Annotated in this window: 34 protein-coding genes and 1 pseudogene; 24 read left to right on the forward strand and 11 right to left on the reverse strand. The window is 68.6% G+C overall.

Going from position 1 to position 24,229, the window contains the following annotated elements; translation table 11 throughout:
• The 13 genes and pseudogenes from ASG30_RS22065 to ASG30_RS05470 all read left to right on the forward strand — a co-directional run.
• Positions 1-96 (forward strand): annotated as a pseudogene (locus ASG30_RS22065) (elongation factor Tu); the annotation flags it as partial.
• Positions 97-108: 12 nt separating this feature from the next.
• Positions 109-423 (forward strand): 30S ribosomal protein S10, encoded by a 315-nt coding sequence (rpsJ, locus tag ASG30_RS05415; protein WP_027102403.1) that lies wholly within the window; start codon positions 109-111, stop codon positions 421-423.
• 204 nt (positions 424-627) lie between these two features.
• Complete coding sequence (rplC, locus tag ASG30_RS05420; RefSeq protein WP_055893785.1) at positions 628-1,308, forward strand: 50S ribosomal protein L3; 681 nt, start codon at positions 628-630, stop codon at positions 1,306-1,308.
• On the forward strand, positions 1,309-1,929 hold the full coding sequence (rplD, locus tag ASG30_RS05425) for a 50S ribosomal protein L4 (RefSeq protein ID WP_055893787.1): 621 nt from the start codon (positions 1,309-1,311) through the stop codon (positions 1,927-1,929). It abuts the gene before it with no gap.
• Positions 1,926-2,261, forward strand: coding sequence for a 50S ribosomal protein L23 (gene rplW, locus ASG30_RS05430; RefSeq protein WP_055893790.1), 336 nt, complete (start codon positions 1,926-1,928; stop codon positions 2,259-2,261). The genes rplD and rplW overlap by 4 nt, the downstream gene beginning before the upstream one ends.
• Positions 2,262-2,264: 3 nt before the next feature.
• Positions 2,265-3,089 (forward strand): 50S ribosomal protein L2, encoded by an 825-nt coding sequence (gene rplB, locus ASG30_RS05435; protein ID WP_055893793.1) that lies wholly within the window; start codon positions 2,265-2,267, stop codon positions 3,087-3,089.
• Between the two features lie 12 nt (positions 3,090-3,101).
• Positions 3,102-3,380, forward strand: a complete 279-nt coding sequence (gene rpsS, locus ASG30_RS05440; RefSeq protein ID WP_055893797.1) for a 30S ribosomal protein S19 — start codon at positions 3,102-3,104, stop codon at positions 3,378-3,380.
• Positions 3,381-3,389: 9 nt separating this feature from the next.
• The gene (gene rplV, locus ASG30_RS05445) at positions 3,390-3,722 is read left to right on the forward strand and encodes a 50S ribosomal protein L22 (RefSeq protein ID WP_200947254.1); all 333 of its coding nucleotides are present in this window, start codon (positions 3,390-3,392) and stop codon (positions 3,720-3,722) included.
• Between the two features lie 15 nt (positions 3,723-3,737).
• Positions 3,738-4,676 (forward strand): 30S ribosomal protein S3, encoded by a 939-nt coding sequence (gene rpsC / locus ASG30_RS05450; protein WP_055893802.1) that lies wholly within the window; start codon positions 3,738-3,740, stop codon positions 4,674-4,676.
• A gap of 2 nt (positions 4,677-4,678) precedes the next feature.
• The gene (gene rplP, locus ASG30_RS05455) at positions 4,679-5,095 is read left to right on the forward strand and encodes a 50S ribosomal protein L16 (protein WP_055893805.1); all 417 of its coding nucleotides are present in this window, start codon (positions 4,679-4,681) and stop codon (positions 5,093-5,095) included.
• Positions 5,096-5,105: 10 nt separating this feature from the next.
• A complete protein-coding gene (gene rpmC / locus ASG30_RS05460; RefSeq protein ID WP_055893806.1) occupies positions 5,106-5,333 on the forward strand; it encodes a 50S ribosomal protein L29 in 228 nt (75 codons plus the stop codon).
• Positions 5,334-5,344: 11 nt separating this feature from the next.
• Positions 5,345-5,614: a 30S ribosomal protein S17 gene (gene rpsQ / locus ASG30_RS05465; protein ID WP_055894001.1), complete on the forward strand. Its 270-nt coding sequence runs from the start codon at positions 5,345-5,347 to the stop codon at positions 5,612-5,614.
• Between the two features lie 84 nt (positions 5,615-5,698).
• The gene (locus tag ASG30_RS05470; RefSeq protein WP_055893807.1) at positions 5,699-6,205 is read left to right on the forward strand and encodes a peroxiredoxin; all 507 of its coding nucleotides are present in this window, start codon (positions 5,699-5,701) and stop codon (positions 6,203-6,205) included.
• Positions 6,206-6,278: 73 nt separating this feature from the next.
• On the opposite strand, the gene ASG30_RS05475 is transcribed toward ASG30_RS05470, so the two are convergent.
• Both ASG30_RS05475 and ASG30_RS05480 read right to left on the reverse strand, forming a co-directional pair.
• Positions 6,279-6,743, reverse strand: a complete 465-nt coding sequence (locus tag ASG30_RS05475; RefSeq protein WP_055893808.1) for a GNAT family N-acetyltransferase — start codon at positions 6,741-6,743, stop codon at positions 6,279-6,281.
• A gap of 102 nt (positions 6,744-6,845) precedes the next feature.
• Entirely contained in the window at positions 6,846-7,499 is a 654-nt protein-coding gene (locus ASG30_RS05480) for a cytochrome b/b6 domain-containing protein (protein ID WP_055893809.1), read from the reverse strand.
• Between the two features lie 145 nt (positions 7,500-7,644).
• Here ASG30_RS05480 and ASG30_RS05485 point away from each other — a divergent pair, with 145 nt between their 5' ends.
• Complete coding sequence (locus ASG30_RS05485) at positions 7,645-8,100, forward strand: c-type cytochrome (RefSeq protein WP_055893811.1); 456 nt, start codon at positions 7,645-7,647, stop codon at positions 8,098-8,100.
• A gap of 66 nt (positions 8,101-8,166) precedes the next feature.
• Here ASG30_RS05485 and ASG30_RS05490 read toward each other — a convergent pair whose 3' ends face one another.
• The 3 genes from ASG30_RS05490 to ASG30_RS05500 all read right to left on the reverse strand — a co-directional run bounded on the left by ASG30_RS05490 (position 8,167) and on the right by ASG30_RS05500 (position 10,702).
• The gene (locus ASG30_RS05490) at positions 8,167-8,664 is read right to left on the reverse strand and encodes a TlpA family protein disulfide reductase (RefSeq protein WP_055893817.1); all 498 of its coding nucleotides are present in this window, start codon (positions 8,662-8,664) and stop codon (positions 8,167-8,169) included.
• 65 nt (positions 8,665-8,729) lie between these two features.
• Positions 8,730-9,464, reverse strand: coding sequence for an alpha/beta fold hydrolase (locus ASG30_RS05495; RefSeq protein ID WP_055893819.1), 735 nt, complete (start codon positions 9,462-9,464; stop codon positions 8,730-8,732).
• A 2-nt stretch (positions 9,465-9,466) separates the two neighbouring features.
• Positions 9,467-10,702: a CaiB/BaiF CoA transferase family protein gene (locus tag ASG30_RS05500; RefSeq protein WP_055893821.1), complete on the reverse strand. Its 1,236-nt coding sequence runs from the start codon at positions 10,700-10,702 to the stop codon at positions 9,467-9,469.
• A 40-nt stretch (positions 10,703-10,742) separates the two neighbouring features.
• Between ASG30_RS05500 and ASG30_RS05505 the strand changes: the two genes are divergently transcribed.
• The 5 genes from ASG30_RS05505 to ptsP are packed head-to-tail and all read left to right on the forward strand — an operon-like array spanning position 10,743 to position 14,979.
• Complete coding sequence (locus tag ASG30_RS05505) at positions 10,743-11,261, forward strand: hypothetical protein (protein ID WP_055893823.1); 519 nt, start codon at positions 10,743-10,745, stop codon at positions 11,259-11,261.
• Positions 11,258-12,538 carry an MFS transporter gene (locus tag ASG30_RS05510; protein ID WP_055893825.1) on the forward strand — a complete coding sequence of 427 codons (1,281 nt, stop codon included), beginning with the start codon at positions 11,258-11,260 and terminating at the stop codon, positions 12,536-12,538. The genes ASG30_RS05505 and ASG30_RS05510 overlap by 4 nt, the downstream gene beginning before the upstream one ends.
• Entirely contained in the window at positions 12,535-12,990 is a 456-nt protein-coding gene (locus ASG30_RS05515; protein ID WP_055893827.1) for a PTS sugar transporter subunit IIA, read from the forward strand. The genes ASG30_RS05510 and ASG30_RS05515 overlap by 4 nt, the downstream gene beginning before the upstream one ends.
• Positions 12,959-13,228, forward strand: coding sequence for an HPr family phosphocarrier protein (locus tag ASG30_RS05520; protein ID WP_055893828.1), 270 nt, complete (start codon positions 12,959-12,961; stop codon positions 13,226-13,228). Before ASG30_RS05515 ends, ASG30_RS05520 begins: the two co-directional genes overlap by 32 nt.
• Positions 13,225-14,979, forward strand: coding sequence for a phosphoenolpyruvate--protein phosphotransferase (gene ptsP, locus ASG30_RS05525; RefSeq protein WP_055893830.1), 1,755 nt, complete (start codon positions 13,225-13,227; stop codon positions 14,977-14,979). The genes ASG30_RS05520 and ptsP overlap by 4 nt, the downstream gene beginning before the upstream one ends.
• On the opposite strand, the gene ASG30_RS05530 is transcribed toward ptsP, so the two are convergent.
• The 6 genes from ASG30_RS05530 to ASG30_RS05555 form a co-directional block, all read right to left on the reverse strand.
• Complete coding sequence (locus tag ASG30_RS05530) at positions 14,973-17,390, reverse strand: transglycosylase domain-containing protein (RefSeq protein ID WP_082521922.1); 2,418 nt, start codon at positions 17,388-17,390, stop codon at positions 14,973-14,975. The genes ptsP and ASG30_RS05530 overlap by 7 nt on opposite strands.
• 175 nt (positions 17,391-17,565) lie before the next feature.
• The gene (locus ASG30_RS05535) at positions 17,566-18,420 is read right to left on the reverse strand and encodes a DMT family transporter (RefSeq protein ID WP_055893834.1); all 855 of its coding nucleotides are present in this window, start codon (positions 18,418-18,420) and stop codon (positions 17,566-17,568) included.
• 56 nt (positions 18,421-18,476) lie between these two features.
• A complete protein-coding gene (gene lipA / locus ASG30_RS05540; protein WP_055893836.1) occupies positions 18,477-19,466 on the reverse strand; it encodes a lipoyl synthase in 990 nt (329 codons plus the stop codon).
• Between the two features lie 8 nt (positions 19,467-19,474).
• A complete protein-coding gene (gene lipB, locus ASG30_RS05545; RefSeq protein WP_055893838.1) occupies positions 19,475-20,143 on the reverse strand; it encodes a lipoyl(octanoyl) transferase LipB in 669 nt (222 codons plus the stop codon).
• Between the two features lie 8 nt (positions 20,144-20,151).
• Positions 20,152-20,448: a YbeD family protein gene (locus ASG30_RS05550; RefSeq protein WP_055893840.1), complete on the reverse strand. Its 297-nt coding sequence runs from the start codon at positions 20,446-20,448 to the stop codon at positions 20,152-20,154.
• 9 nt (positions 20,449-20,457) lie between these two features.
• Positions 20,458-21,348, reverse strand: a complete 891-nt coding sequence (locus tag ASG30_RS05555; protein WP_055893842.1) for a D-amino acid aminotransferase — start codon at positions 21,346-21,348, stop codon at positions 20,458-20,460.
• A 92-nt stretch (positions 21,349-21,440) separates the two neighbouring features.
• Between ASG30_RS05555 and ASG30_RS05560 the strand changes: the two genes are divergently transcribed.
• From ASG30_RS05560 to ASG30_RS05580, 5 genes are all read left to right on the forward strand, one after another.
• Positions 21,441-21,920: an ATP synthase subunit I gene (locus tag ASG30_RS05560; RefSeq protein WP_055893844.1), complete on the forward strand. Its 480-nt coding sequence runs from the start codon at positions 21,441-21,443 to the stop codon at positions 21,918-21,920.
• Positions 21,921-21,947: 27 nt separating this feature from the next.
• Positions 21,948-22,805 (forward strand): F0F1 ATP synthase subunit A, encoded by an 858-nt coding sequence (gene atpB, locus ASG30_RS05565; protein ID WP_055893846.1) that lies wholly within the window; start codon positions 21,948-21,950, stop codon positions 22,803-22,805.
• Between the two features lie 53 nt (positions 22,806-22,858).
• Positions 22,859-23,122: a F0F1 ATP synthase subunit C gene (gene atpE / locus ASG30_RS05570; RefSeq protein ID WP_055893848.1), complete on the forward strand. Its 264-nt coding sequence runs from the start codon at positions 22,859-22,861 to the stop codon at positions 23,120-23,122.
• Positions 23,123-23,191: 69 nt separating this feature from the next.
• Positions 23,192-23,662: a F0F1 ATP synthase subunit B gene (locus ASG30_RS05575; protein ID WP_055893849.1), complete on the forward strand. Its 471-nt coding sequence runs from the start codon at positions 23,192-23,194 to the stop codon at positions 23,660-23,662.
• A 10-nt stretch (positions 23,663-23,672) separates the two neighbouring features.
• The gene (locus ASG30_RS05580; RefSeq protein WP_055893851.1) at positions 23,673-24,203 is read left to right on the forward strand and encodes a F0F1 ATP synthase subunit delta; all 531 of its coding nucleotides are present in this window, start codon (positions 23,673-23,675) and stop codon (positions 24,201-24,203) included.
• The last annotated feature ends 26 nt before the right edge of the window (positions 24,204-24,229 follow it).

The raw sequence follows: 24,229 nt of genomic DNA on the forward strand, positions 1-24,229 counted from the left end.
ATCGCCCCGATCGCCATGGAAGAAGGCCTGCGCTTCGCCATCCGCGAAGGCGGCAAGACCGTGGGTTCCGGCGTCGTCGCCAAGATCATGGAATAAGGCGGAACGAACATGGCCACCCAACAGAAGATCCGCATCCGCCTCAAGGCTTTCGATTACAAGCTGATCGACCAGTCCGCCGCCGAGATCGTCGACACCGCCAAGCGCACCGGCGCCATCGTCAAGGGCCCGGTGCCCCTGCCGACGCGCATGAAGCGCTTCGACATCCTGCGCTCGCCGCACGTGAACAAGAGCTCGCGCGACCAGTTCGAGATCCGCACGCACCAGCGCCTGATGGACATCGTCGACCCGACCGACAAGACCGTGGACGCGCTGATGAAGCTCGACCTTCCGGCCGGCGTGGACGTCGAGATCAAGCTGCAATAAGCCTGAGCTGGAGTCTGTTCAAGCCCGCCCTTGGCACGAATGCCGGGGGCGGGCTATAATTTGCGGCTTCGCCTTTTTAGGCGTGGACGTTTTGAGGCCCGCGAGCGGGCCGTTTATCAACCTTCTTTCGCCGTCTCCCGCCAGGGGGGCGTCAAACGCAGAAGCCAATTGCAGCGGCTGCGGCGAAAGCAACGGAGCAACAACATGAGTCAGAGCAACTCCCTCGGGTTGCTGGGCCGCAAGGTGGGCATGATGCGCCTGTTCACCGATGACGGGGACGCTGTTCCTGTCACGGTGGTGGACGTGTCGGGCAACCGAGTCACCCAGGTCAAGACCCAAGAGAACGACGGCTACGTGGCCCTGCAGGTCACGTTCGGCAAGCGCAAGGCATCGCGCGTGTCCAAGCCGCTGGCCGGCCACCTCGGCAAGGCGAGCGTCGAGCCGGGCGAGATCATCCAGGAATTCCGCATCACGGCCGAAGCCGCCGGCAAGTACGCCGCCGGCGCCACGCTGCCCGTGACCGAGCTGTTCCAGGTAGGCCAGAAGGTCGACGTGCAGGGCACCTCGATCGGCAAGGGCTTCGCCGGCACCATCAAGCGCCACAACTTCAGCTCGCAGCGCGCGTCGCACGGCAACAGCCGTTCGCACAACGTGCCCGGCTCGATCTCCATGGCCCAGGACCCGGGCCGCGTGTTCCCGGGCAAGAAGATGACCGGCCACATGGGCGACGAGACCGTCACCACCCAGAACCTGGACGTCATCCGCATCGATGAAGCCCGCCAGCTGCTCCTGATCAAGGGTGCGGTTCCGGGCTCCAAGGGCGGTTTCGTCACCGTGCGCCCGGCCGTCAAGGCCAAGCCCGCGGCTGAGAAGGGAGCCAAGTAAATGCAGCTCGAACTCCTGAACGAGCAGGGCCAGGCCGCGTCCAAGGTGGACGCACCCGAGACCGTGTTCGGCCGTGAATACAACGAGGACCTGGTCCACCAGATCGTCGTCGCCTACCAGGCCAATGCCCGCCAGGGCACGCGCGCCCAGAAGGACCGGCAGATGGTCAAGCACTCGACCAAGAAGCCGTTCAAGCAGAAGGGTACGGGCCGCGCCCGCGCCGGCATGACCTCCTCGCCGCTGTGGCGTGGCGGCGGCCGCATCTTCCCGAACAGCCCGGAAGAGAACTTCACCCAGAAGATCAACAAGAAGATGTACCGCGCCGGCATGGCGTCCATCTTCTCGCAGCTGGCTCGCGAAGGCCGCATCGCCGTGGTGGACTCCATCAAGGTCGATTCGCCCAAGACCAAGCAGCTGGCCGCCAAGTTCAAGGCCATGAGCCTTGAATCGGTGCTGGTGATCGCCGACGAAGTCGACGAGAACCTGTACCTCGCCTCCCGCAACCTGGCCAACGTGCTCGTCGTCGAGCCGCGTTACGCCGATCCGCTGTCCCTGGTGCACTACAAGAAGGTGCTGGTAACCAAGGGTGCCATGGACAAGCTCAAGGAGATGTTCGCATGAGCCGTGTGAACCCCACTCCCGCCGAACGCAAGTTCGACGAGGGCCGCCTGATGTCGGTCCTGGTCGCTCCCGTCGTCTCCGAAAAGGCGACGCACGTGGCCGACAAGACCAACGCGGTGACCTTCAAGGTGCTGCAGAACGCCACCAAGCCCGAGATCAAGGCGGCCGTCGAACTGATGTTCAAGGTCGAGGTCCAGGGCGTTTCCGTCGTCAACACCAAGGGCAAGACCAAGCGCTTCGGCCGCTCGGTGGGCCGCCGCGACAACGTTCGCAAGGCCTACGTGACGCTCAAGCCGGGCCAGGAGCTCAACCTCTCCGGGGAGGCCGCGTAAGCCATGGCAGTCGTCAAGATGAAACCGACCTCGCCCGGCCAGCGTGCCGTGGTCAAGGTCACGCGCGATCACCTGTACAAGGGTGAGGCCTACGCGCCCCTGCTCGAAAAGCAGTTCCAGAAGGCCGGCCGCAACAACAACGGCCACATCACCACCCGCCACAAGGGCGGTGGCCACAAGCACCACTACCGCGTCGTCGACTTCCGTCGCAACAAGGACGGCATCCCGGCCAAGGTGGAGCGCATCGAGTACGACCCGAACCGCACGGCCCACATCGCCCTGGTGGTGTATGCCGACGGCGAGCGCCGCTACATCATCGCCCCGCGTGGTCTGGAGGTCGGCGCGCAGCTGGTCTCCGGTTCCGAGGCGCCGATCCGCGCCGGCAACACGCTGCCGATCCGCAACATCCCGGTGGGCTCGACCATCCACTGCATCGAGCTGCAGCCCGGCAAGGGCGCGCAGATCGCGCGTTCGGCCGGCACGTCGGCCACGCTGCTGGCCCGCGAAGGCACCTACGCCCAGGTCCGCATGCGCTCAGGTGAGGTCCGCCGGATCCACGTCGAGTGCCGCGCCACCATCGGCGAAGTGGCCAACGAAGAGCACAGCCTGCGCCAGCTCGGCAAGGCCGGCGTCAAGCGCCACATGGGCATCCGCCCGACGGTGCGAGGCGTCGCGATGAACCCGGTCGACCACCCGCACGGCGGCGGCGAAGGCCGCACCGGCACGGGCAAGCCGCCGGTGGATCCGTGGGGCAACCTGACCAAGGGCTACCGCACGCGTAACAACAAGCGGACGCAGACGTTCATCGTCTCGCGCCGCAAGAAGTAAGGGGTCGCACAAATGACGCGTTCTCTCAAGAAGGGTCCGTTTGTGGACCACCACCTGGTGGCCAAGGTCGACAAGGCCGTCACCAACAAGGACAAGAAGCCGATCAAGACCTGGTCGCGCCGCTCCATGATCCTGCCCGAGTTCATCGGGCTGACGATCGCCGTTCACAACGGCAAGCAGCACGTGCCGGTCTACATCACCGACCAGATGGTGGGCCACAAGCTGGGCGAATTCGCCCTGACGCGCACCTTCAAGGGTCACCCCGCGGACAAAAAAGTCCAGAAGAAGTAAGGAGCAGACATCATGGAAACCCGTGCAGTCCTCCGTGGCGTGCGCCTGTCGGTCGACAAAGGCCGTCTGGTGGCCGACCTGATCCGCGGCAAGAAGGTGGACCAGGCCCTCAACATCCTGGATTTCACCCAGAAGAAGGCCGCCGGCATCGTCAAGAAAGTGCTGGAGTCCGCGATCGCGAACGCCGAGCACAACGACGGCGCCGACATCGACGAGCTGAAGGTCAAGACGATCTACGTGGAGCAGGGCGCCACGCTCAAGCGCTTCACCGCTCGAGCCAAGGGTCGCGGCAACCGCATCAGCAAGCCCACGTGCCACGTGTACGTGACGGTCGGCAACTAAGGCTCAGGTAAAGATATGGGACAGAAAATCCATCCGACCGGCTTCCGTCTTTCGGTCAGCCGCAACTGGGCCAGCCGCTGGTATGCCAACAACCGCGACTTCGCGGGCATGCTGGCCGAGGACATCAAGGTCCGCGAGTACCTGAAGTCCAAGCTGAAGAACGCCGCCGTCTCCCGCGTGCTGATCGAGCGTCCGGCCAAGAACGCCCGCATCACGATCTACTCCGCCCGCCCGGGCGTGGTGATCGGCAAGAAGGGCGAGGACATCGAGAACCTCAAGAAGGAACTCGCCACCCGCCTGGGCGTGCCGGTCGCGGTCAACATCGAGGAAGTGCGCAAGCCTGAAGTCGATGCCCAGCTGATCGCCGACTCGATCACCCAGCAGCTCGAGAAGCGCATCATGTTCCGCCGCGCCATGAAGCGCGCGATGCAGAACGCCATGCGCCTGGGCGCGCAGGGCATCAAGATCATGTCGTCGGGCCGCCTGAACGGCATCGAGATCGCGCGCACCGAGTGGTACCGCGAAGGCCGCGTGCCGCTCCACACGCTGCGCGCCGACATCGACTACGGCTTCTCCGAAGCCAAGACCACCTACGGCGTCATCGGCGTCAAGGTGTGGGTCTACAAGGGCGACACCCTGGGCCGCAGCGATGCCCCGTCGCTGGACAGCACGCCGCGCCCCGAAGGCGAAGAGCGTCGCGGTCCGCGCGGTCCGCGTCGTGACGGCGACCGCCGTGGCGGTCCTGGCGGCGATCGCCGGCCGCCGTCGCGCGGTCCCCGCGCCGGCGGCGCCGGTGGTGGCGCCCCCGCCACCACCAATGCCGCTCCCTCGGACGGCAGCGACAAGCCGCAAGAGGCTACTGGAGGCGCGGAAGCGCCGAAGACCACCGTTAAGCGCGTGCCCCGCAAGGTCAGCGCCGCGCCGGCCACCCCGGCCGACGGTAAAGGAGAGTAAACATGCTGCAACCTGCTCGTCGCAAATACCGCAAAGAGCAAAAAGGCCGCAACACCGGCATCGCCACGCGGGGCAACTCCGTGGCGTTCGGTGACTTCGGCCTGAAGTCCACCGACCGCGGCCGCCTCACGGCGCGCCAGATCGAGGCCGCGCGTCGCGCGATCTCCCGCCACGTCAAGCGCGGCGGCCGCATCTGGATCCGCGTGTTCCCCGACAAGCCGATCAGCCAGAAGCCGGCCGAGGTCCGCATGGGCAACGGCAAGGGCAACCCCGAGTACTACGTCGCCGAGATCCAGCCGGGCAAGGTGCTGTACGAGATCGTGGGCGTGCCCGAGGAACTGGCGCGCGAGGCGTTCAGGCTGGCCGCGGCCAAGCTGCCCCTGCGCACCACGTTCGTGTCCCGCATGATCGGCGCCTAAGGAGAGACCTATGACCAAAGCTGCCGACCTTCGCCAGAAAGACGTTGCCGGCCTCGAGGAAGAGGTCAAGTCCCTGCAGCGCGCCCACTTCGGGCTGCGCATGCAGAAGGCCACGCAACAGCTGAGCAACACCGGTTCGATCCGTGTGACGCGCCGCGACATCGCTCGCGCCAAGACCATCCTGGCGCAGAAGCAAGCCGCCGCCACCGATGGTGGCTCCAAGAAACCCGCCAAGTGACCGGAGTGAACATGACGGAAGCAAAGACCTCCCTCAAGCGCACCCTCGTCGGCAAGGTGGTGAGCGACAAGCGTGCCAAGACCGTGACCGTTCTGGTCGAGCGCCGTGTGAAGCACGAGCTCTACGGCAAGATCGTCGCCAAGTCGAGCAAGTACCACGCCCATGACGAAAAGGGCGAGTTCCACGTGGGCGACCTGATCGAGATCACCGAGAGCCGGCCGATCTCCAAGACCAAGAACTGGGTTGCGACCCGCCTGGTCGAGAAGGCCGCCGCGGTTTAAACCCACCGCAGCGCGCGATCCCGGAAACGGCCCACAATGTGGGCCGTTTTCATTTTCCACCCACCCCACTAGAGGAGATCGCACATGATCAAGGTCGGAGACACGCTCCCGGACGTCACCCTGCAGGAGTACTCGGAAGTCGAAGGCGAAGGCTGCAGCATCGGCCCCAACCCGGTGAAGGTGAAGGAAGCCGCCGCGGGCAAGACCATCGCACTGTTCGCCCTGCCGGGGGCCTTCACGCCCACCTGCTCGGCCAAGCACGTGCCCGGCTACCTCCAGAAGTTCGACGACCTGAAGAAGGCCGGCGTGGACGAGATCTGGTGCGTGAGCGTGAACGACGCCTTCGTCATGGGCGCCTGGGCGCGCGACCAGAAGAGCGCCGGCAAGGTCCGCATGCTGGCCGACGGCAGCGCCGATTTCGCCAAGGCGGCGGGCCTGACGCTGGACCTCAACGCGCGCGGCATGGGCACGCGCAGCACGCGTTATTCGATGCTGGTCAAGGACGGCAAGGTCGCCAGCCTGAACGTCGAGGCGCCCGGCAAGTTCGAGGTGAGCGACGCGGAGACGCTTCTGGCGCAGGCCAAGGGCTGAGCGGTAGCGGGGCAGGGCGCACGACTGCGCGTGCCCTCGCCCCAACCCTCTCCCAGGGGAGAGGGAGCAAGACTCACAGCTCCACTTTGAGGTAGTGCGCCCCGGGAATGGGGTTGTGGTAATAGGGCTCGATGGGCTCGAACCGCAGGTCCTCGTACAGGGCGCGGGCGGCTTCCATGTCGTCCAGCGTGTCCAACAGCACGCAGTCGTAGCCCGACTGCCGGGCGGCGTCCAGCATCGCTTCGGCAAGCTGGCGGCCCAGGCCGAAGCCCCGGAACGCCTTGCGCACGTACAGCCGCTTCATCTCGGCGGCGCCGGCGTAGTCGCTCGAGTCCAGGGGGCGCAGGGCGCAGCAGCCGGCGACGGCGCCGTCCACCCGGGCCAGCAGCAGGGCGCCGCGCGGCTCGGCATAGTCGCCGGGCAGCCCGGCCAGCTCCTCTTCGAAACCCTGGAAGCAGAGGTCCACGCCAAGACCCTGCGCGTACTCCCGGAAGATTTCCCGGGTGGCGTCCAGCTCCTCGTCGGTGCTGGGGGTCATCAGCTCGATGACCGGTAACTCGGCCGGTTGCAAGTCAGTGATCGGAAGTCTCGGGCCGGCCAGTTTAGCGGCTGGCCCGTGGGGGGCAACCTCAGCAGGCGCTCACTTGACCAGCCACCAGACGAAGCCGGCGCAGACCGCGAAGACCATCAGCGCGACCGTGCGCGAGGCCGCGTCGTCCCGTGAGTGCGGGGCCTGGCTGGCCACCAGCTTGTCCCCGGCGACCATGGGGCGCACCAGGTTCTCGCGCTTGCGGACGAGGTAGTACATCACCGCGGCAATGTGCAGCACCACGAGCGCCAGCAGGATCCACTGGCCCACACGCTTGTGGTACCAGGTCGCGGCCAGCGCCTTGCTGCTGCTCACGTAGGGGTTGAGCGGGCCGTGGAACATGCTTTCGTCATCGCTGACGAGGCCGGTGCCCACCTGGGCCAGCAGGAAAACCAGCATCGCGAAGACGGATCCCGCGCCCAGCGGGTTGTGGCCCACGAGGTGGTCGGGGTGCGAGCGGCCGCGCAGGTACGCCACCACGGCGGTGGGTGCGTAGAGGAAGGAGGCGAAGCGCGACCAGCGCCCGCCGATGAAGCCCCACACGATGCGAAAGAGCAGGAGCGCGAACACCGCGTAGCCGATGCGGGCGTGCCATTCCAGCCAGTCGTCCGAGTAGGCGGTGATGGCCATGCCGATCACGCAAACGGCCAGGGCCCAATGGAATAGCCGGGTGGGGAGGTCCCAGACGCGTACCGTCGCTGCCATGTGCTTCTCCTTTGCGGCGCCGATTGTGCTTGGATTTGCTGAACCGGCCACTGGTCCGTAGATACCCTAGGCCCAGTGTCGAGCAGAAGCTTGGTACAAACGCGGTCCGGCACCCGCCGAGTCTCACCTTGATCGGAGAAGACCAATGAAACTGATCGCTTCCCTGGCCCTCGTGGCCCTCACCGCGGCGGTTGCCGCTCCCGCAGCCGCCCAGAGCTTCCAGAAGCCCGAGGACGCCATCAAGTACCGCCAGGGCGCGCTCCGGGTGCTCGGCGCGCACTTCGGCGCGCTCGGCGCGATGGCCAACGGCCGCGCTCCGTACGACGCGACGGCCGCGGCTCGCCATGCCGACGTGATCCAGCTCGTCTCCACGCTGCCCTGGACGGGTTTCACACCCGGCACCGACAAGGGCGAGACCCGCGCCAAGCCGGAGATCTGGGCCGAGCAGGCCAAGTTCAAGGAGCACCAGGACCGCATGATCTCCGAGGTGGGCAAGATCGCCGCCGCGGCCAAGACCGGCAGCGTGGACAACCTCAAGGCCGCCTGGGGCCCGAACTCGGGCGGCTGCAAGGCCTGCCACGACAACTTCCGCAAGGACTGAAGCGGCTCACCGCCGCCAAACGAAAGCCCCGCGATGCGGGGCTTTTTTTTCGTGGGCGCCGGCCGCTCAGGCTTCGGCCAGCAGCTTCTCGATCAGCTGGTGCAGCTCGGCGAAATCCGGCTCGCCCACGTAGCGCTTCACGATCTCGCCGCGCTTGTTGACGATGTAGGTGGTGGGGGTCAGCTGCACGTCGCCCCAGGCCTTGGCCACCGCGCCGGTGTTGTCGATGGCCACCTGGAAGGGCAGCTTGCGCGTCTGGGCGAAGTTCACCACGTAGCTGGGCGGGTCGTAGCTCATCGCCACGGCCAGCGTGTCATAGCCACGCGACTTGTACTTGTCGTGCGTGGCGATGATCTTGGGCATCTCGCCCACGCAGGTGACGCAGCTGGTGGCCCAGAAGTTCACCAGGGTCACGCGGCCCTTCAGGTCATCCGTGCTGCGCTTGGAGCCGTCCAGCAGGACGAAGGTGGAGGCGGGGGCGGCCTGGCTTCCGGTGTTCAGGTAGACGGCGGCGCCCACCGCGAGCACGGCGGCGGCGATGGCGCCGATCAGGGCTTTCTTCATGGCATGTCGAGTTTAAGTGCCGGTGGGACTCCCATGCCCGGCAAAGGTTTCCCGCCCGGCGGCGTTCAGGCGCAGCGCAGCAGGATCTGCGTCAGCTCCGCGGGCATCGTCACCATCGGGTCGTGCCCGGTGGGCAGCTCCAGCACCTGCGCGCCGCCGCCGCGCCGCCACTCGCCGTTCCAGAAATGGGGGTCGGCCATGCGCGGGCGGATCGAGTCGATCGTGGGCAACGCCGGCCGCACGCAGCTGACGAAGGTGCGCGGCACCGCGGCCGCGCGGACGGGGTCGAATTCCAGCGGCGCGTCGTAGCAATGGCCGGGATGCGCGGTCAGGCGGCGCTTGACCCATTCGTAGTCGGCGCCCTGCAGGCCGTAGTTGTCCGGGTCGGGCGCGGGCAGGGCGTAGTCGTCCGAGGCCTGCGCACCGGCCAGCCGGGCCTCGCGCACCGCGCGGGAGTGGGTGCTGCTCCAGCTCTCGCCGGGCCGCGGCACCACGGCGTCCACATAGACCAGGTGCCGCAGGCGCGCACCCAGCCGGTCGGCCAGGGCCGTGCCGATCATCCCCGCATAGGAATGCACCGCCAGCACGACGTCGTCCATCTCTTCCGCCTCGATCGCGCAGCGCACGTCCTCGATGTGCGTCTCCAGCGTGATGGCCGGCGAGAGCAGGTGGGCGCGCTCGCCCACCCCGGTCAGCGTCACGGCATGCGCGCGGTGGCCCGCCTGCACGAGCGCCTGCACGACATGGCGCCAGCACCACCCGCCATGCCAGGCCCCATGGACCAGCACGAAGTTCGCCATTTTCAGATCACTCCTTCCTGCCGCAGCGCCGCGATGCGCGCGGCGTCCCAGCCGAGCACGCCGCCCAGCACCTCTTCCGTGTGCTGCCCCAGCAGCGGCGGTGGCAGCTCGTGGCGCACGGGCGTTCCGCTCAGCTTCATGGGGCTGGCCACCAGCCGCAGGCCGGGCGCGAGCGGATGCTCCCATTCGTCGACCATGCCGCGCTCGCGAACGTGCGGATCGGCGAACACCTCGGCCAGGTTGTTGATCGCCCCGCAGGGCACCTTGGCGGCCTCCAGCGCGGGCAGCCACTGCGCCTTGGTGCGCGCCTGCATCAGGGCCTCGAGCATCGGGACCAGCACGGCACGGTTGCGCACCCGGTCCTGGTTGCGCGCGAAGCGCTCGTCCCGCGCCAACTCGGGCCGGCCCGCCACCTCGCAGAATTTCGCGAACTGGCCGTCGTTGCCCACGGCCAGGATCAGGTAGTCCTTGTGGCCGTCTTCGGCCGGCGCCACCTCGAACACCTGGTAGGGCACGATGTTCTGGTGCGCATTGCCGGCTCGCCCCGGCACCTTGCCGCTCACCAGGTAGTTGGCGCCCAGGTTGGCCAGCATCGCCACCTGCGTGTCCAGCAGCGCCATGTCGACGTGCTGGCCCTCGCCGGTGCGCTCGGCGTGCCGAAGGGCCGCCAGGATGGCGACCCCGGCGTACATGCCGGTGAAGAGGTCGGCCACCGCCACGCCCACCTTCTGCGGCCCGCCGCCCAGGTCGTCGCGCTCGCCGGTGATGCTCATCAGCCCGCCCATGCCCTGCACGGCGTAGTCGTAGCCGGCGCGCTCGCGGTAGGGCCCGGTCTGGCCGAAGCCGGTGACGCTGCAATAGACGAGCTTCGGATTCACGCTCCGCAGCGAGGCGTAGTCCAGCCCGTAGCGGGCCATGTCGCCCACCTTGAAGTTCTCCACGAAGACGTGGCAGTGCTTGGCCAGCTCCTTCACCAGCGCCTGCCCGGCCGGCTGCGCGATGTCGCAGGTGACCGACCGCTTGTTGCGGTTGGTGCCCAGGTAGTAGGCCGCCTCGCGCGTGTCCTGGCCCTGCGCGTCCTGCAGGAAGGGCGGGCCCCAGCTGCGCGTGTCGTCGCCGCTGCCGGGCCGCTCGATCTTGATGACGTCGGCGCCCAGGTCGGCCAGTGTCTGGGTGCACCACGGGCCCGCCAGCACGCGGGAGAGGTCCAGGATCCGGATGCCGTCGAGCGATGTCATGGAGCGCCATTCTCCTCCGATGGAACCGTATGATCGGACGATGCACCGTTCCCGTGCAGCACTCCTGCTGCTGGCGGCGGCGGCCACCGGCTGCAGCCCCACCTTCAACTGGCGCGAGGTCCGCGCCGACCCTTCAGGCCTGAAAGCGATGCTGCCGTGCAAGCCGGACAAGGCGTCGCGGCGCGTGCCCATGGGTGCGGGCGAAGTCGAGCTGTCGGTGCTCGGCTGCGACACCGGCGGCGCCACCTTCGCCATCCTGCAGGCCGAGCTGGGCGAGCCGCCCCGGCCCGACGAGGTCCTGGCCCAGTGGAACCGTGCCACGCTGGCCAACATGAAGGCCGAAGGCTCCCAGGCCCGTGCCTTCGTGCCGCCCGGCGCCGATCCGCTGTCCTCGTCCCAGCGCGTGAGCGCGCAGGGCCGCCGCGCCGACGGCACGCCGGTGCGCGGCGAGGCCGCCTACTTCGCGCGCGGCCGCCACGTCTACCAGGCGGTGGTCTATGCCAGCGATCCCAGGCCCGACACGCTGCAGCCTTTCTTCGAAGGCCTGAAGTTCCCATGAGCCGTCCGGACGCCCCGCGCGTGCAGGCTTCCGCCTCCGCCCCGGACCTGCTGTCCCGCCGCGACGCCGTCCTGGTCTTCCTGGCGTTCGCGTTCGCGTACTTCTTCTCGGCGCTGGTGCGTGCCGTCACGGCCACGCTGGCCCCGACGCTCACGCCGGAATTCGCGCTAAGCGCGCGCGACCTGGGCCTCCTGGCCGGCGGCTACTTCTTCGGCTTCGCGGCCACCCAGCTGCCGCTGGGCAACTGGCTCGACCGGCACGGGCCCAAAAAGGTCATCCTGGCCTTCCTGCTGGTCGCCGTGGCGGGCTGCGTGGCCTTCTCGCTGGCCACCAGTTTCCCGGCCCTGCTGGCGGCGCGCGTGCTGTGCGGCGTGGGCGTCAGCGCCTGCCTGATGGCGCCGCTCACCGGCTTTCGCCGCTGGCTGGAGCCGGGCACGCAGCTGCGCGCCAACTCCTGGATGCTGATGACCGGCTCGTTCGGCATGCTGGCCTCCACGCTGCCGGTGCAGTGGCTGGTGCCGCTGTTCGGCTGGCGGCCGCTGTTCTGGGGGCTGGCCGCGCTGATCGCGCTGTCCATGGTCCTGATCGCCTGGCGCGTGCCGCACTGGGAGACGGCGCCCGAGGCCGCGGCCGCGCCGGGCGGGTCGTACGAGCAGGTCTGGCGCGATCCCTACTTCCGCCGCATGACGCCGATCGGCTTCTTCACCTACGGCGGAATGATCGCCGTGCAGACCCTCTGGGCCGGGCCGTGGATGGTGCGCGTGGCCGGCTACCAGCCCATGGAATCGGCCGCGGGCCTGTTCACGATCAACCTGTGCATGCTGGTGACGTTCTGGACCTGGGGCATGGTCAACCCGATGCTGGCGCGGCGGGGCATCACGACCGACCGGCTGATCGCCTGGGGCACGCCCCTGAGCGTGGTGGCGCTGGCCGGCATCGTCGTGGCCGGCCCGGCGGCCGGTCCCCTGGCGCTGGCGCTCTTCTGCGTGTCGTCCACCTTCGTCTCGCTGGCCCAGCCGGCGGTCGGCATGGCCTTCCCCACGGCGCTGGCCGGGCGCGCCCTGTCGGCCTACAACCTGGTCATCTTCCTGGGCGTGTTCGTGATGCAGTGGGGCATCGGGCTGCTGGTGGACGGCTTCCGGGCGCTGGGCTGGGCGGAAGTGGCCGCCTTCCGTGGCGCATTCACCGTCTTCCTGGCCCTGAGTGCGGCGTCGTATGCCTGGTTCCTGCTGGGGAGCCGCGATAATCGAACTCAGCCCCGCCCCGCCTCGCCATGAACGCGATCCTGATCATCGGCCATGCCCCGCTCGCGCACGCGCTGCGCCAGTGCGCGCTGCATGTGTTCCCGGATTGCGCGTCCGCTGTCGCGGCCATCGACGTGCAGCCCAACCTCTCGCCGGAAGAGACCCTGGCCACGGCCCGCATCGCGATGGCGCAGCTCACGCAGCCGCCCGGCGTCAAGGGCGTGCTGGTCCTCACCGACATCTTCGGGGCCACGCCGAGCAACGTGGCGCAGAAGCTGGTGGACGGCGTCACCTCGCGCCTGATCACCGGCGTCAACCTGCCGATGCTGCTGCGCACGGTGAGCTACCGCCATGAGCCGCTGGACGCGCTGGTGTCGCGCGCCGTCGTCGGCGGCACCCAGGGCGTGATGCAGGTGGCCGTCACCGCGCCGCAGAACCAGCCCCGCCGCAGCCATGATCAAGACGAGCACGACCATCAGCAATAAGCTGGGCCTGCATGCCCGCGCCTCGGCCAAGCTGACCAAGCTGGCCGGCAGCTATCCCTGCGAGGTCTGGATGTCCAAGGGCGAGCGCCGCGTCAACGCCAAGAGCATCATGGGCGTGATGATGCTGGCCGCCGGCGTCGGCAGCGAAGTGGTGATCGAGACGGAAGGCGACCGGGAGCAGGAAGCCATGAACGCTCTTCTGGCGTTGATCCACGACAAGTTCGGGGAAGGCGAGTGACCTTCTCCATCCACGGCCTCCCCGTCGCCCGCGGCATCGCCATCGGCCGCGCGGTGCTGATGGGCGGGCGCGTGGACGTGGCGCACTACTTCATCGACCCGGCGCAGGTCGACGCCGAGATCGCCCGGGTGCGCGAGGGCCGCAACGCGGTGATCGAGGAGATCCACCGGCTGCAGCACACCATCTCGGCCATGGGCAAGGAGGCGCCGCACGAGCTGTCCGCGCTGCTGGACGTGCACCTGATGCTGCTGCAGGACGAGGACCTGATCACCGGCGTCAAGCACTGGATCCGCGAGCGCCTCTACAACGCGGAATGGGCGCTGACCACGCAGCTGGAGCAGCTCTCGCGCCAGTTCGACGAGATGGAGGACGAGTACCTTCGCGAGCGCAAGGCCGACCTCGAGCAGGTGGCCGAACGCATCCTGCGCTACATGAAGGGCGTGGCCTCGCCGGTGGCGCCCACGCCGCGCCGCAAGACCCAGCAGGACCTGCTGCTGGACGACAGCGTCGACGTGCCGCTGGTGCTGGTGGCCCACGACCTGTCGCCGGCCGACATGCTGCAGTTCAAGCAGAGCGTCTTCGCCGGTTTCGTCACCGACGTGGGCGGGCGCAACTCGCACACCGCGATCGTGGCCCGCAGCATGGACATCCCGGCGGTGGTGGGCGCGCGCAGCGCCAGCCAGCTGGTGCGCCAGGACGACTGGGTGATCATCGACGGCGACGACGGCGTGCTGATCGTCGACCCCTCGCCCATCATCCTGGCCGAGTACGGCTTCAAGCAGCGCCAGGCCGAGCTCGAACGCGGCCGCCTCGCGCGGCTGCGCCACACGCCCGCCGTCACGATCGACGGCCTCAAGGTCGAGCTGCTGGCCAACATCGAGATGCCCGAGGACGCGCCGGCGGCGCTGGAAGCCGGCGCCGTGGGCGTGGGCCTGTTCCGCAGCGAGTTCCTGTTCATGAACCGCAAGGGCCGGTTGCCCGACGAGGACGAGCAGTACGAGGCGTACCGGCGCGCGGTCGAGGGCATGCAAGGCCTGCCGGTGACCATCCGCACCATCGACGTCGGCGCTGACAAGCCGCTGGACGACGGGCACCGCGAGGAGGCCCACCTCAACCCGGCGCTGGGGCTGCGCGCCATCCGCTGGAGCCTGGCCGACCCGGCGATGTTCCTCACCCAGCTGCGCGCCGTGCTGCGCGCGGCCGCCCACGGCAAGGTCAACCTGCTGATCCCGATGCTGGCCCATGCCTCCGAGATCCGGCAGACGCTCTCGCTGCTGGACTTCGCGCGCGCCGAGCTGGACAACCGCGGCGTGGCCTACGGCTCGATGCAGGTGGGCGCCATGATCGAGATCCCGGCGGCGGCGCTGACGCTGCGCACCTTCCTGCGCTACTTCGACTTCCTGTCCATCGGCACCAACGACCTGATTCAGTACACGCTGGCGATCGACCGCGCCGACGAATCGGTGGCCCACCTGTACGACCCGCTGCATCCCGCCGTGCTGCAACTGGTGGCGCAGACCATCGCCGAGTGCAACGCGCAGGGCAAGGGCGTCAGCGTGTGCGGCGAGATGGCGGGCGACATCGGCTTCACCCGGCTGCTGCTCGGCCTGGGCCTGCGCAGCTTCTCCATGCATCCGGCCCAGATCCTGGCGGTCAAGCAGGAAGTGCTTCGCGCCGACACGCGGCGGCTGGAAGGCTGGGCGCAGGAAGTGCTGGCGGCCGAAGACCCGGGCAAGCTGCTCGGTCAGTAGCCGGGCCCGGCGCTGCCCGGGGTCGGCAGGAGCTGTGCGGGCCCGGCGCCGCTCAACTCGCCGCGCGGCGGCGCCACCACGATGGCTCGTTGCGGCGGCAGCGCCAGCACCTCGGGCGGTGGCCCGCCCGCACGCGGAGGCGCCACCACGATGGCCGGTTGCGAAGGAAATCCCAGCGTCCCCCCGCCCACGTTGACGCCGTACTCGGCCGGCAACGGCATCGACGGCACGGTCGCGGCCGGCGCCGGCGGCTCCAGCAGTTCGGGCGGCGGCGGGAACAGCGTGCCCCAGCCGGCGCCGGCGTCCTGCTGCAGCGGTGGCTCGGGTGCCTTGGGGAACTTCGCCTTCGGGTCGACCAGCTTCGCCTTGACCAGGCCCTGCATGAATTCACCGACCATCGGCAGCGCGCTGCGGGCGCCCTGGCCCCAGGGGTCCTGCATGGTGATGCGGCTGTCGTTGAAGCCGACCCAGGCGCCCGTCACCAGCCGCGGATGGGCCAGGATGAACCAGCCGTCGGTGTTCTCCTGCGTGGTGCCGGTCTTGCCGGCCAGCTCGCCCTGCAGGCGGTAGCGGCTGCGGATCGGCGCCCCGGTGCCGCGGTCGATGGCGGCGCGCAGGGCGTCCAGCAGCACGGCATTGGCGGCCGGGTCCAGCGCCGGCTCCGGCGCGGCGGGGCGGAAGGCTTCCAGCACCTTGCCGCTGCGGTCTTCCACCTGCAGCACCAGGGCCGGCGCCACGTACTGGCCGGCGTTGGCGATGGTCGCGTAGGCGGCCGCCATCTCGCGCAGCGTCACCAGGCTGGTGCCCAGGCCGATCGAGGGCACTTCTTCCAGCCGGCTGTCGCGCACGCCCATGGCCTGCGCGAGCTGCGCCACCTTGGGCGCGCCCACGTACTGCATCAGCTGCGCGGTGATGGTGTTCCTGGACAGCGCGAGCGCGTCGCGCAGCGCCATCGGCTCGCCCGTGGGCTGGCCGGCGTCGGTCGGCCGCCAGATGCGGCCCTGGCCGTCCGGGATGTCGATGGGCTGGTCGATCAGCTGGTCGCTGGGGCGCGCCCCCAGCGCGAAGGCCGCGCCATAGACAAAGGGCTTGAAGGTCGAACCGGGCTGGCGCCGGGCCTGCTGCACGTGGTCGAACTGGTCTTGCGAGAAGTCGCGGCTGCCGACCCACGCCCGGACGTAGCCGGTGCCGGGTTCCATTGCCACCAGGCCAGCCTGCAGGCGGGTCTTGTCCGCGCGCAGCGCCTGCATGAAGGTGGCGTCGGAACGCAACTTGGCCAGAGCTTCGACATCGGACATCCCGGCGGTGCGCGCGGCCTGGAACTGCTGTGTCTCGCGAAGGAATGCATCGACCAGATCGCGGCGCGCGTTCCAGCCCTGGCGACCGTTCCACGTGGTGTCGGCGAGCTTTTGCAGGCGCTCGGTCTGCGCGCTGAGCGCCGCCTGCGCCATCGCCTGCGCGCGCGAATCGATGGTGGTGCGCACCACCAGTCCGTCGGCGTAGACGTTGCGGCCGTTGCGGTCGGCCCAGTCGATCAGCCAGCGGCGCATCAGCACCGCCAGGTGCGGCGCCGGGCCGGGCTGCTCGTCCTGGCGCTCGAAGTTCAGCTGCAGCGGCTGGCCGCGCAACTGGTCGAGCTGCGCCTGCTCCAGCTTGCCGTGGCGCGCCAGCTGGGCCAGCACGATGTTGCGGCGCTGCTGGGCCCGCTGCGGGTTGAGCACCGGGTTGTAGTAGGTCGTGCCCTTGAGCATGCCCACCAGCGTCGCGCTCTCCAGCACGTCGAGGTCGCGCGCGTTCTTGTCGAAGTAGGTGCGCGCGGCCATCTCGATGCCGTACGTGTTGTAGAGAAAGGGCACGGTGTTGAGGTAGATCTCCAGGATCTCGTCCTTGCCGTAGGCCCGCTCGATCTTCAGCGCGGTGATCGCTTCCTTGACCTTGCGCTCGAGTGTCGGGGCGCGGCCGATCTCTTCGGGATAGAGGTTGCGCGCGAGCTGCTGCGTGATGGTGGAGCCGCCCTGAAGCCGCCCCTGGAAAGTGTTCCACGCGGCCGCGACCGTGCGGCGCAGGTCCAGGCCCCGATGCTCGTAGAAGCGCTGGTCCTCGACCGCGAGCAGCGCGGCCAGCACGTGGGGCGAGATGCCTTCCAGCGGCACCCACTGCCGGTTGGTCTTGCGGTACACCGCGAGCTCCTGCCCGTCGGAGGTCAGCAGCACGCTGGGATGCTCGGCCTGCTGGCGCTTGAGGTTGCCGATGACGGGTGTGGCCGGCACCTGCGTCATCAAGTACCAGGCGGCGAGGAAGACAGGGAGCAGGGCCAGCAGCAAGAGGACCATCGCCGAGGTCCACCAGGGATGCCGCCGCACCCAGCCGCGTCGGGCATGGGGTGTCGGAGTCTCGGCGCTGTCGGCCATGGTTGGTCGTTCTGGGGATTCGTGGGGCTGCCGAGCGCCGACTCTGGCGGAAGGTTCGCGCCGCCCCTGTAGGACTGTCCCCCAAGCGGCCGCGCGCAGGCGCGCAACCGGCGTGCGCGCACGTCCGGCACGCGCAGCGCCGCGGCATTGCCGCGACAGCGCTCAATGACTGAGATCAGGCGGCGGTGCGCGCCTGTGCGGGCGCTTCGCGCGTGCGGGTGCCCAGCACCGCGCCGCCCACGATCAGCGCGGCCGCGAGCGCGATGTTCCAGCTGAGGCCGCGGCCGGTCACCAGCAGCAGCAGGGCGGTCGAGACCAGCGGCGTGATGTAGCTCAGCACGCCGATCTGCCGCGCATCGCCGAGCTTGAGCGCGCGGTCCCACAGGAAGAAGGCCGCGCCCAGGGGACCCAGGCCCATCACCACGAGCAGTACCCAGTCGGTGGCGCTGATCGTGGCGGGCGCTTCCAGCAACACGTGGCACGCGAGCGACAGCAGGCCGGAGACGAGGCCGAACAGGCCGATGGCCGCGGTGGGGAACGCCGCCACCCGGCGCGTGAGCAGCGAGTAGCTGGCCCAGATGAAGGCGGCGCCGAGTGCCGGCAGGTACCCCCACGACCAGGCACCGGAAGCGCTCCCCGCCCCCAGGATGGCGATGGCGGCGCCTGCGAATCCCAGCAGCGCCCCGAGCACGTGTCCCGTCCGCAGCGACATCCCCGGCAGGAACACCGGGGCCAGCACCACGATGAACAGCGGCCACAGGTAGTTGACCAGGTTGGCCTCGACCGGCGGCGCGACGCGCAGCGCGATGAACAGCAGGAAGTGGTAGCCGAACAGGCCGCAGATGCCCAGGGCCAGCGTGGCGGGCGGCACCTTCCACTGCCGCAGCAGCGGCCAGGCCGGCACGCTGCCGATCACGAGGGCGATGCCGGTGAGCAGGAAGGGCGGCAGGTGCGCGAGCGCGGTTCCCAGCGAGGCGAGGCCGGCCCACAGGGCGATCGCGCCCAGGGCGTAGAGGTTGGCGGCAGGCATGGGTGGAGCTTGAGCGGACGCCTCGGCGGCTGCCCTTCGGCGGCCCCGACCGTGGATCAGGCCGAGGCGACGCCGGCCGCGTGCGCCTGCTGGTCGGCGTGGTAGCTGGAGCGCACCATCGCGCCCACCGCGGCGTGGCTGAATCCCATTTCGCCGGCCTTGGCCTCGAACATCTTGAAGGTGTCCGGATGGACGTAGCGGCGCACCGGCAGGTGCGACATCGTGGGCGCGAGGTACTGGCCGATGGTGAGCATGTCGATGCCGTGCTCGCGCATGTCGCGCATCACGTCGAGGATCTCCTCGTCGGTCTCACCCAGGCCGACCATCAGGCCGCTCTTGGTGGGCACGTGCGGGAACAGGGCCTTGAACTTCTTCAGCAGGTTGAGGCTGAACCGGTAGTCGGAGCCCGGCCGCGCTTCCTTGTACAGGCGCGGGATGGTCTCCAGGTTGTGGTTCATCACGTCCGGCGGCGCCGCCTTGAGAATCTCCAGCGCGCGGTCGTCGCGGCCACGGAAGTCGGGCACCAGCACCTCGATGGTGGTGCCGGGCGAGAGTTCGCGCGTCTTGCGGATGCACTCGACGAAGTGGCCGGCGCCGCCGTCGCGCAGGTCGTCGCGGTCCACGCTGGTGATCACCACGTACTTGAGCTTGAGGCGGGCGATGGTGCGCGCCAGGTTCTCCGGCTCGTTCACGTCCAGCGGGTCGGGGCGGCCGTGGCCGACGTCGCAGAACGGGCAGCGGCGCGTGCACTTGTCGCCCATGATCATGAAGGTGGCCGTGCCCTTGCCGAAGCATTCGCCGATGTTGGGGCAGGAGGCTTCCTCGCAGACCGTGTGCAGGTTGCTCTCGCGCAGGATCTGCTTGATCTCGTAGAAGCGCGTGGTGGGCGAGCCGGCCCGCACGCGGATCCAGTCGGGCTTCTTGAGCACCTCGCCCGCCTCCACCTTGACGGGGATGCGCGAGAGCTTGGCCGCGGCCTTCTGCTTGGCGCCGGCCTGGTAGTTCTCGACGGATTGCGCTTCGCGCACGACGGGGGTGGAGCTCATGGATGTCCTCAGGCGGCCAGGAGGGCGCCGAGCTTCTGGCCCAGCACCCGCGCCGCTTCGTTCCAGGGAGTGGAGACGCCGATTGTAGAAAGGTCGGTCGTTTCCAGCCCGGCGTAGCCGCAAGGGTGGATGCGCGAGAAGGGCTCCAGGTCCATCGCCACGTTCAGCGCCAGGCCGTGGTAGGTGCAGTGCCGGCTCACCTTCACGCCCAGCGCCGCGATCTTGCCCAGGCCGTCGAACTCGTGGCCCGGCTCGCGCGGCCCCTGCAGGGCCTGGTGCGAGAAAGGATCAGCCAGCCGCACGTAGATGCCCGGCGCGCCGGCCACGCGGTGCCCGGTCACGCCGAACTCGGCCAGCGTGCGGACGACCGCTTCCTCCAGCCGGTAGACGTATTCCTTGACGAAGTACCCGCGCCGCCGCAGGTCGATGAGCGGGTAGGCGACCACCTGGCCGGGCCCGTGGTAGGTGACCTGTCCGCCGCGGTTGGTGGCCACGACCGGGATGTCGCCCGGCGACAGCACATGCTCGGCCTTGCCCGCCAGGCCCTGGGTGAAGACCGGCGGGTGCTCGCAGAGCCAGAGCTCATCGGGGGTGTCCTCGCCGCGCGTGGCGGTGAACTCCTGCATGGCGCGGTAGGTGGGCTCGTAGTCGAGCCGGCCGAGCAGGCGCAGCTGCATGCCGCGGCCTACAAGACGACCTTCACCATCGGATGGGTCGACAGCGTGCGGTACAGCTCGTCGAGCTGCTCGCGGCTGGTGGCGGTGATGGTGATGGTGATGCCCAGGTAGTTGCCCGCCTTGCTGTCGCGAAGCTCGACGGTGGAGGCGTCGAAGTTCGGGTCGAACTGCTTGGCGATCGACGTCACGGCGTGGACGAAGCCCTCGGCCTTGGTCCCCATCACCTTGATCGGGAACTGCGACGGGTACTCGATGAGCGAATCCTTGCGCGGGTCGGTGGCGGGATCGGGCGTGGGAGCGGTCATGGTTCTGGTTCAGGAAGCCTGTTTGGCCTGCTGGTAGGCGGCGTAGAGCTTCTGGTAGATGGGGCCCGGCCGGCCATTTCCAACCGGCTTGCCGTCCAGCGTGGTGCAGGGCAGCACTTCCTTGGTGGCCGAGGAGACCAGGATCTCGTCGGCAGCCAGCACCTCATCGCGCGACACGCGGCGCAGGGCGAACGGGATGCCCTGCTGCTGGCACAGCTCTTCGAGCAGGCCATAGCGGATGCCTTCCAGCACCAGGTTGTCGCGGGGCGCGCCCAGCACCTGGCCGTCCTTGACCACCCAGATGTTGGAGCCCGAGCCTTCGGTGAGGAAGCCGTCGCGGAACATCACGGTCTCGGCCGCATCCTCGTCGGCGCTCAGCTGGCGGGCCAGCACCGCGCCGGCCAGGCTGATGCTCTTGACGTGGCCCTTCTTCCAGCGGAAGTCGTCGGCCGTCACGCACGCCACGCCACGGGCGCGCACCTCGTCCGGGTAGAGGTAGAGCTGGTTGGTCATGGCGAACACCGTGGGCGTGATGCCCTCGGGCATGACGTGGTCGCGGATGGCGACGCCACGGGTGACCTGCAGGTAGACGATCTGGTCCGTCTGCGCCGCGGGCTTGCCCTTGGCCCGCGCGTAGCGGTCCACCAGCTCCTGCACCAGCTCGCGCCACTTCCCGTGTGGCATCGGGTTGGCGATGCGCAGCTCGCCCAGGCTGCGGTCCAGCCGCGCCATGTGCTCGGCGAAGCGGAACGGCCGGCCACGGTAGACCGGGACCACCTCGTACACGCCGTCGCCGAAGATGAAGCCGCGGTCCAGCACGCTCACGCGCGCGTCGCGCAGCGGGGTGAATTCGCCGTTCAGGTAGCAGGGCAGGTCGGGCAGGTGGGCGGTGTCGTTCATGGCGTCGATTGTCGCCCTCGTTTCAGGCTCGTGGTTTCTACTTATAATCAGTGGCTTTGTGAAATTTCAGGGCCGAAAGCGGGGCCGTCCGGATGAGAAAAACAGTCGCCCCGCTTCCTGAAGCGTCGGAGGACGAGCAACCCCCCGTCAAGCCGCTGAGCGCCGAAGAGGCGCGAAAGCTGCGCGAACAGCACCCGCCGGTTTCCCCCTGGCGGGTGGTCGGGGGGCAGGTGGTGGTGGGACTGGCCGCGGCACTCGTGGCCTGGGCCATCACCGGCAAGGCAAGCGTTGGGTGGTCCGCCGGTTATGGCGCGCTGGCCGTGGTGATCCCCGCGGCCGTCATGGCGCGAGGCATGACCAGCCGGTTCTCCTCGCTCAACGCCGGCACGGCGGCCTTCGGGTTCCTGCTGTGGGAGATGGTCAAGATCGCCTTGACGGTGGCCATGATGATGGCCGCGCCGAGGCTGGTGAGTGGTCTCAGCTGGCCGGCATTGCTGGTGGGGCTGGTGCTCGCGATGAAGGTGTATTGGATTGCGCTGGCGTTCGCGCCGCGAAAGCGCGCGTCGAAGTGAACTAGGAAGAAACGGGCTCAAGACAACATGGCTGCCGAACACGGACCGACCGCTGGCGAGTACATCGTCCACCACCTGACCTTCCTGCAGAACCATCCGCCCAAGAACGTCGTCGACTTCACGGTCTTCAACTGGGACTCGCTGTTCTGGGCGATCTCTCTGGGCGTGATCGTGTGCCTGCTGCTGTGGAAGGCCGCGCGCAAGGCGACGTCGGGCGTCCCCGGCCGCTTCCAGGCGGCGGTGGAGATCCTGGTGGAGATGGTCGACTCGCAAGCCAAGGGCATCGTGCACAACGCCACCAGCCGCAAGTTCGTGGCCCCGCTGGCGCTGACGGTGTTCGTCTGGATCTTCGTGATGAACGCGATGGACCTGCTGCCCGTGGACCTGATCCCCGAGGTGTGGGCCCGCCTCTATGGCGCCGCCGGCCACGACCCGCACCACGCCTACATGCGCGTCGTGCCCACCGCCGACCTCTCCGTCACGATGGGCCTGTCGCTCGCCGTGCTGCTGGTCTGCCTGTACTACAACGTGAAGATCAAGGGCCTGGGCGGCTGGATCCACGAGCTGTTCACCGCGCCGTTCGGCAGCCATCCGCTGCTGTGGCCCTTCAACTTCCTGATGCAGATCATCGAGTTCGTCGCCAAGACCGTCTCGCACGGCATGCGACTGTTCGGCAACATGTACGCCGGCGAACTGATCTTCCTGCTGATCGCCCTGATGGGCGGCGCCTGGTCGCTGACTGCCACCGGCATCGGCCTGGCGATCGGCCACATCATCGCGGGTTCCGCGTGGGCCATCTTCCACATCCTGATCATCACGCTGCAGGCCTTCGTCTTCATGATGCTGACGCTGGTCTACGTGGGCCAGGCCCACGACGCGCACTGATCCGGTTTTCCCCTTTTCCCTTTCCGCTAACCCCCAAGTCCTTAGGAGCAATCATGGAAGTTATCAGCTTTGTCGCCCTGGCCGCCGGCCTGATCATCGGCCTCGGTGCCATCGGCGCCTGCATCGGCATCGGCATCATGGGCAGCAAGTACCTCGAAGCCGCTGCCCGCCAGCCCGAGCTGATGAACGAGCTGCAGACCAAGATGTTCCTGCTGGCCGGCCTGATCGACGCGGCCTTCATCATCGGCACGGGTATCGCGCTGTGGTTCGCCACCGCCAACCCGTTCCTGGGCCAGCTGGCCAACCTGCCGAAGTAATCGGCACGCATCCTTCTTTCTCCCAGATTTCCCCGGTGCCCTCAGCGCGCCGGGGTCAAGGATGAAACAGTGAGCATCACCGGTACCCTCATCATTCAAGTCATCGTGTTCCTGATCCTGGTCGGGTTCACGATGAAGTACGTGTGGCCGCCGATCGCCGCCGCGCTCGACGAGCGTGCCGCCAAGATCTCCGAGGGTCTGGCTGCCGCGGATCGCGCCAAGTCGGAACTGGCCGCCGCCAACGCCAAGGTCGACGAGGAACTGGCACGGTCGCGCAACCAGATCGCCGCCCTGCTGTCCGATGCCGAGCGCCGCGCCCAGGGCATCATCGAAGAGGCCAAGGCCCGCGCCAGCGAGGAAGGCAACAAGATCGTCGTGGCCGCCCGCGCCGAAGCCGAGCAGCAGACCGTGCAGGCCCGCGAGGCGCTGCGCGAGCAGGTCGCCGCGCTGGCCGTCAAGGGCGCCGAGCAGATCCTGCGCAAGGAAGTGAACGCCGGCGTCCACGCCGAGCTGCTCAACCGCCTGAAGACCGAGCTGTAAGGACCGACGCATGGCCGAACTCGCCACCATCGCCCGTCCGTACGCCGAGGCCCTGTTCAAGTCGGCGCACGCCGACCTGAACGGCACGTCGCAGTGGCTGGACGCGCTGGCCGCCGTGGCTGGCAACGCGCAGCTGCTGCAGTTCGCGGGCAACCCCAAGGTCACCGACCGCGAGGTGTTCGACCTGATCTCCGGCGTCGTGCGAGAGCCGCTGCCGCAGTCCGGGCAGAACTTCCTGCGCACCGTGATCCAGAACGGCCGCCTCTCCGCGCTGCCCGAGGTCGCCGCGCAGTTCCGCGCGATGAAGAACGCCCAGGGCGGCGCTTCCGATGCGGTGGTCTACAGCGCCTTCCCGATCCCGGCCGACCGCCTGGGCGAGGTGGCGCAGACGCTGGAGCGGCGCTTCGGCCGCAAGCTCAATCTCACGGTGCAGGAGGACTCCTCCCTCATCGGCGGCATCCGCGTGGTGGTCGGCGACGAGGTGCTGGACACCTCGGTCAAGGCCCGCCTCGAGCAAATGAAAGTCGCGCTGACGGCCTGAGGGCCGTCCCCGCTCCAAAGGACAAA

This window comes from Ramlibacter sp. Leaf400, from assembly GCF_001424545.1.
Lineage (GTDB): Bacteria > Pseudomonadota > Gammaproteobacteria > Burkholderiales > Burkholderiaceae_C > Ramlibacter.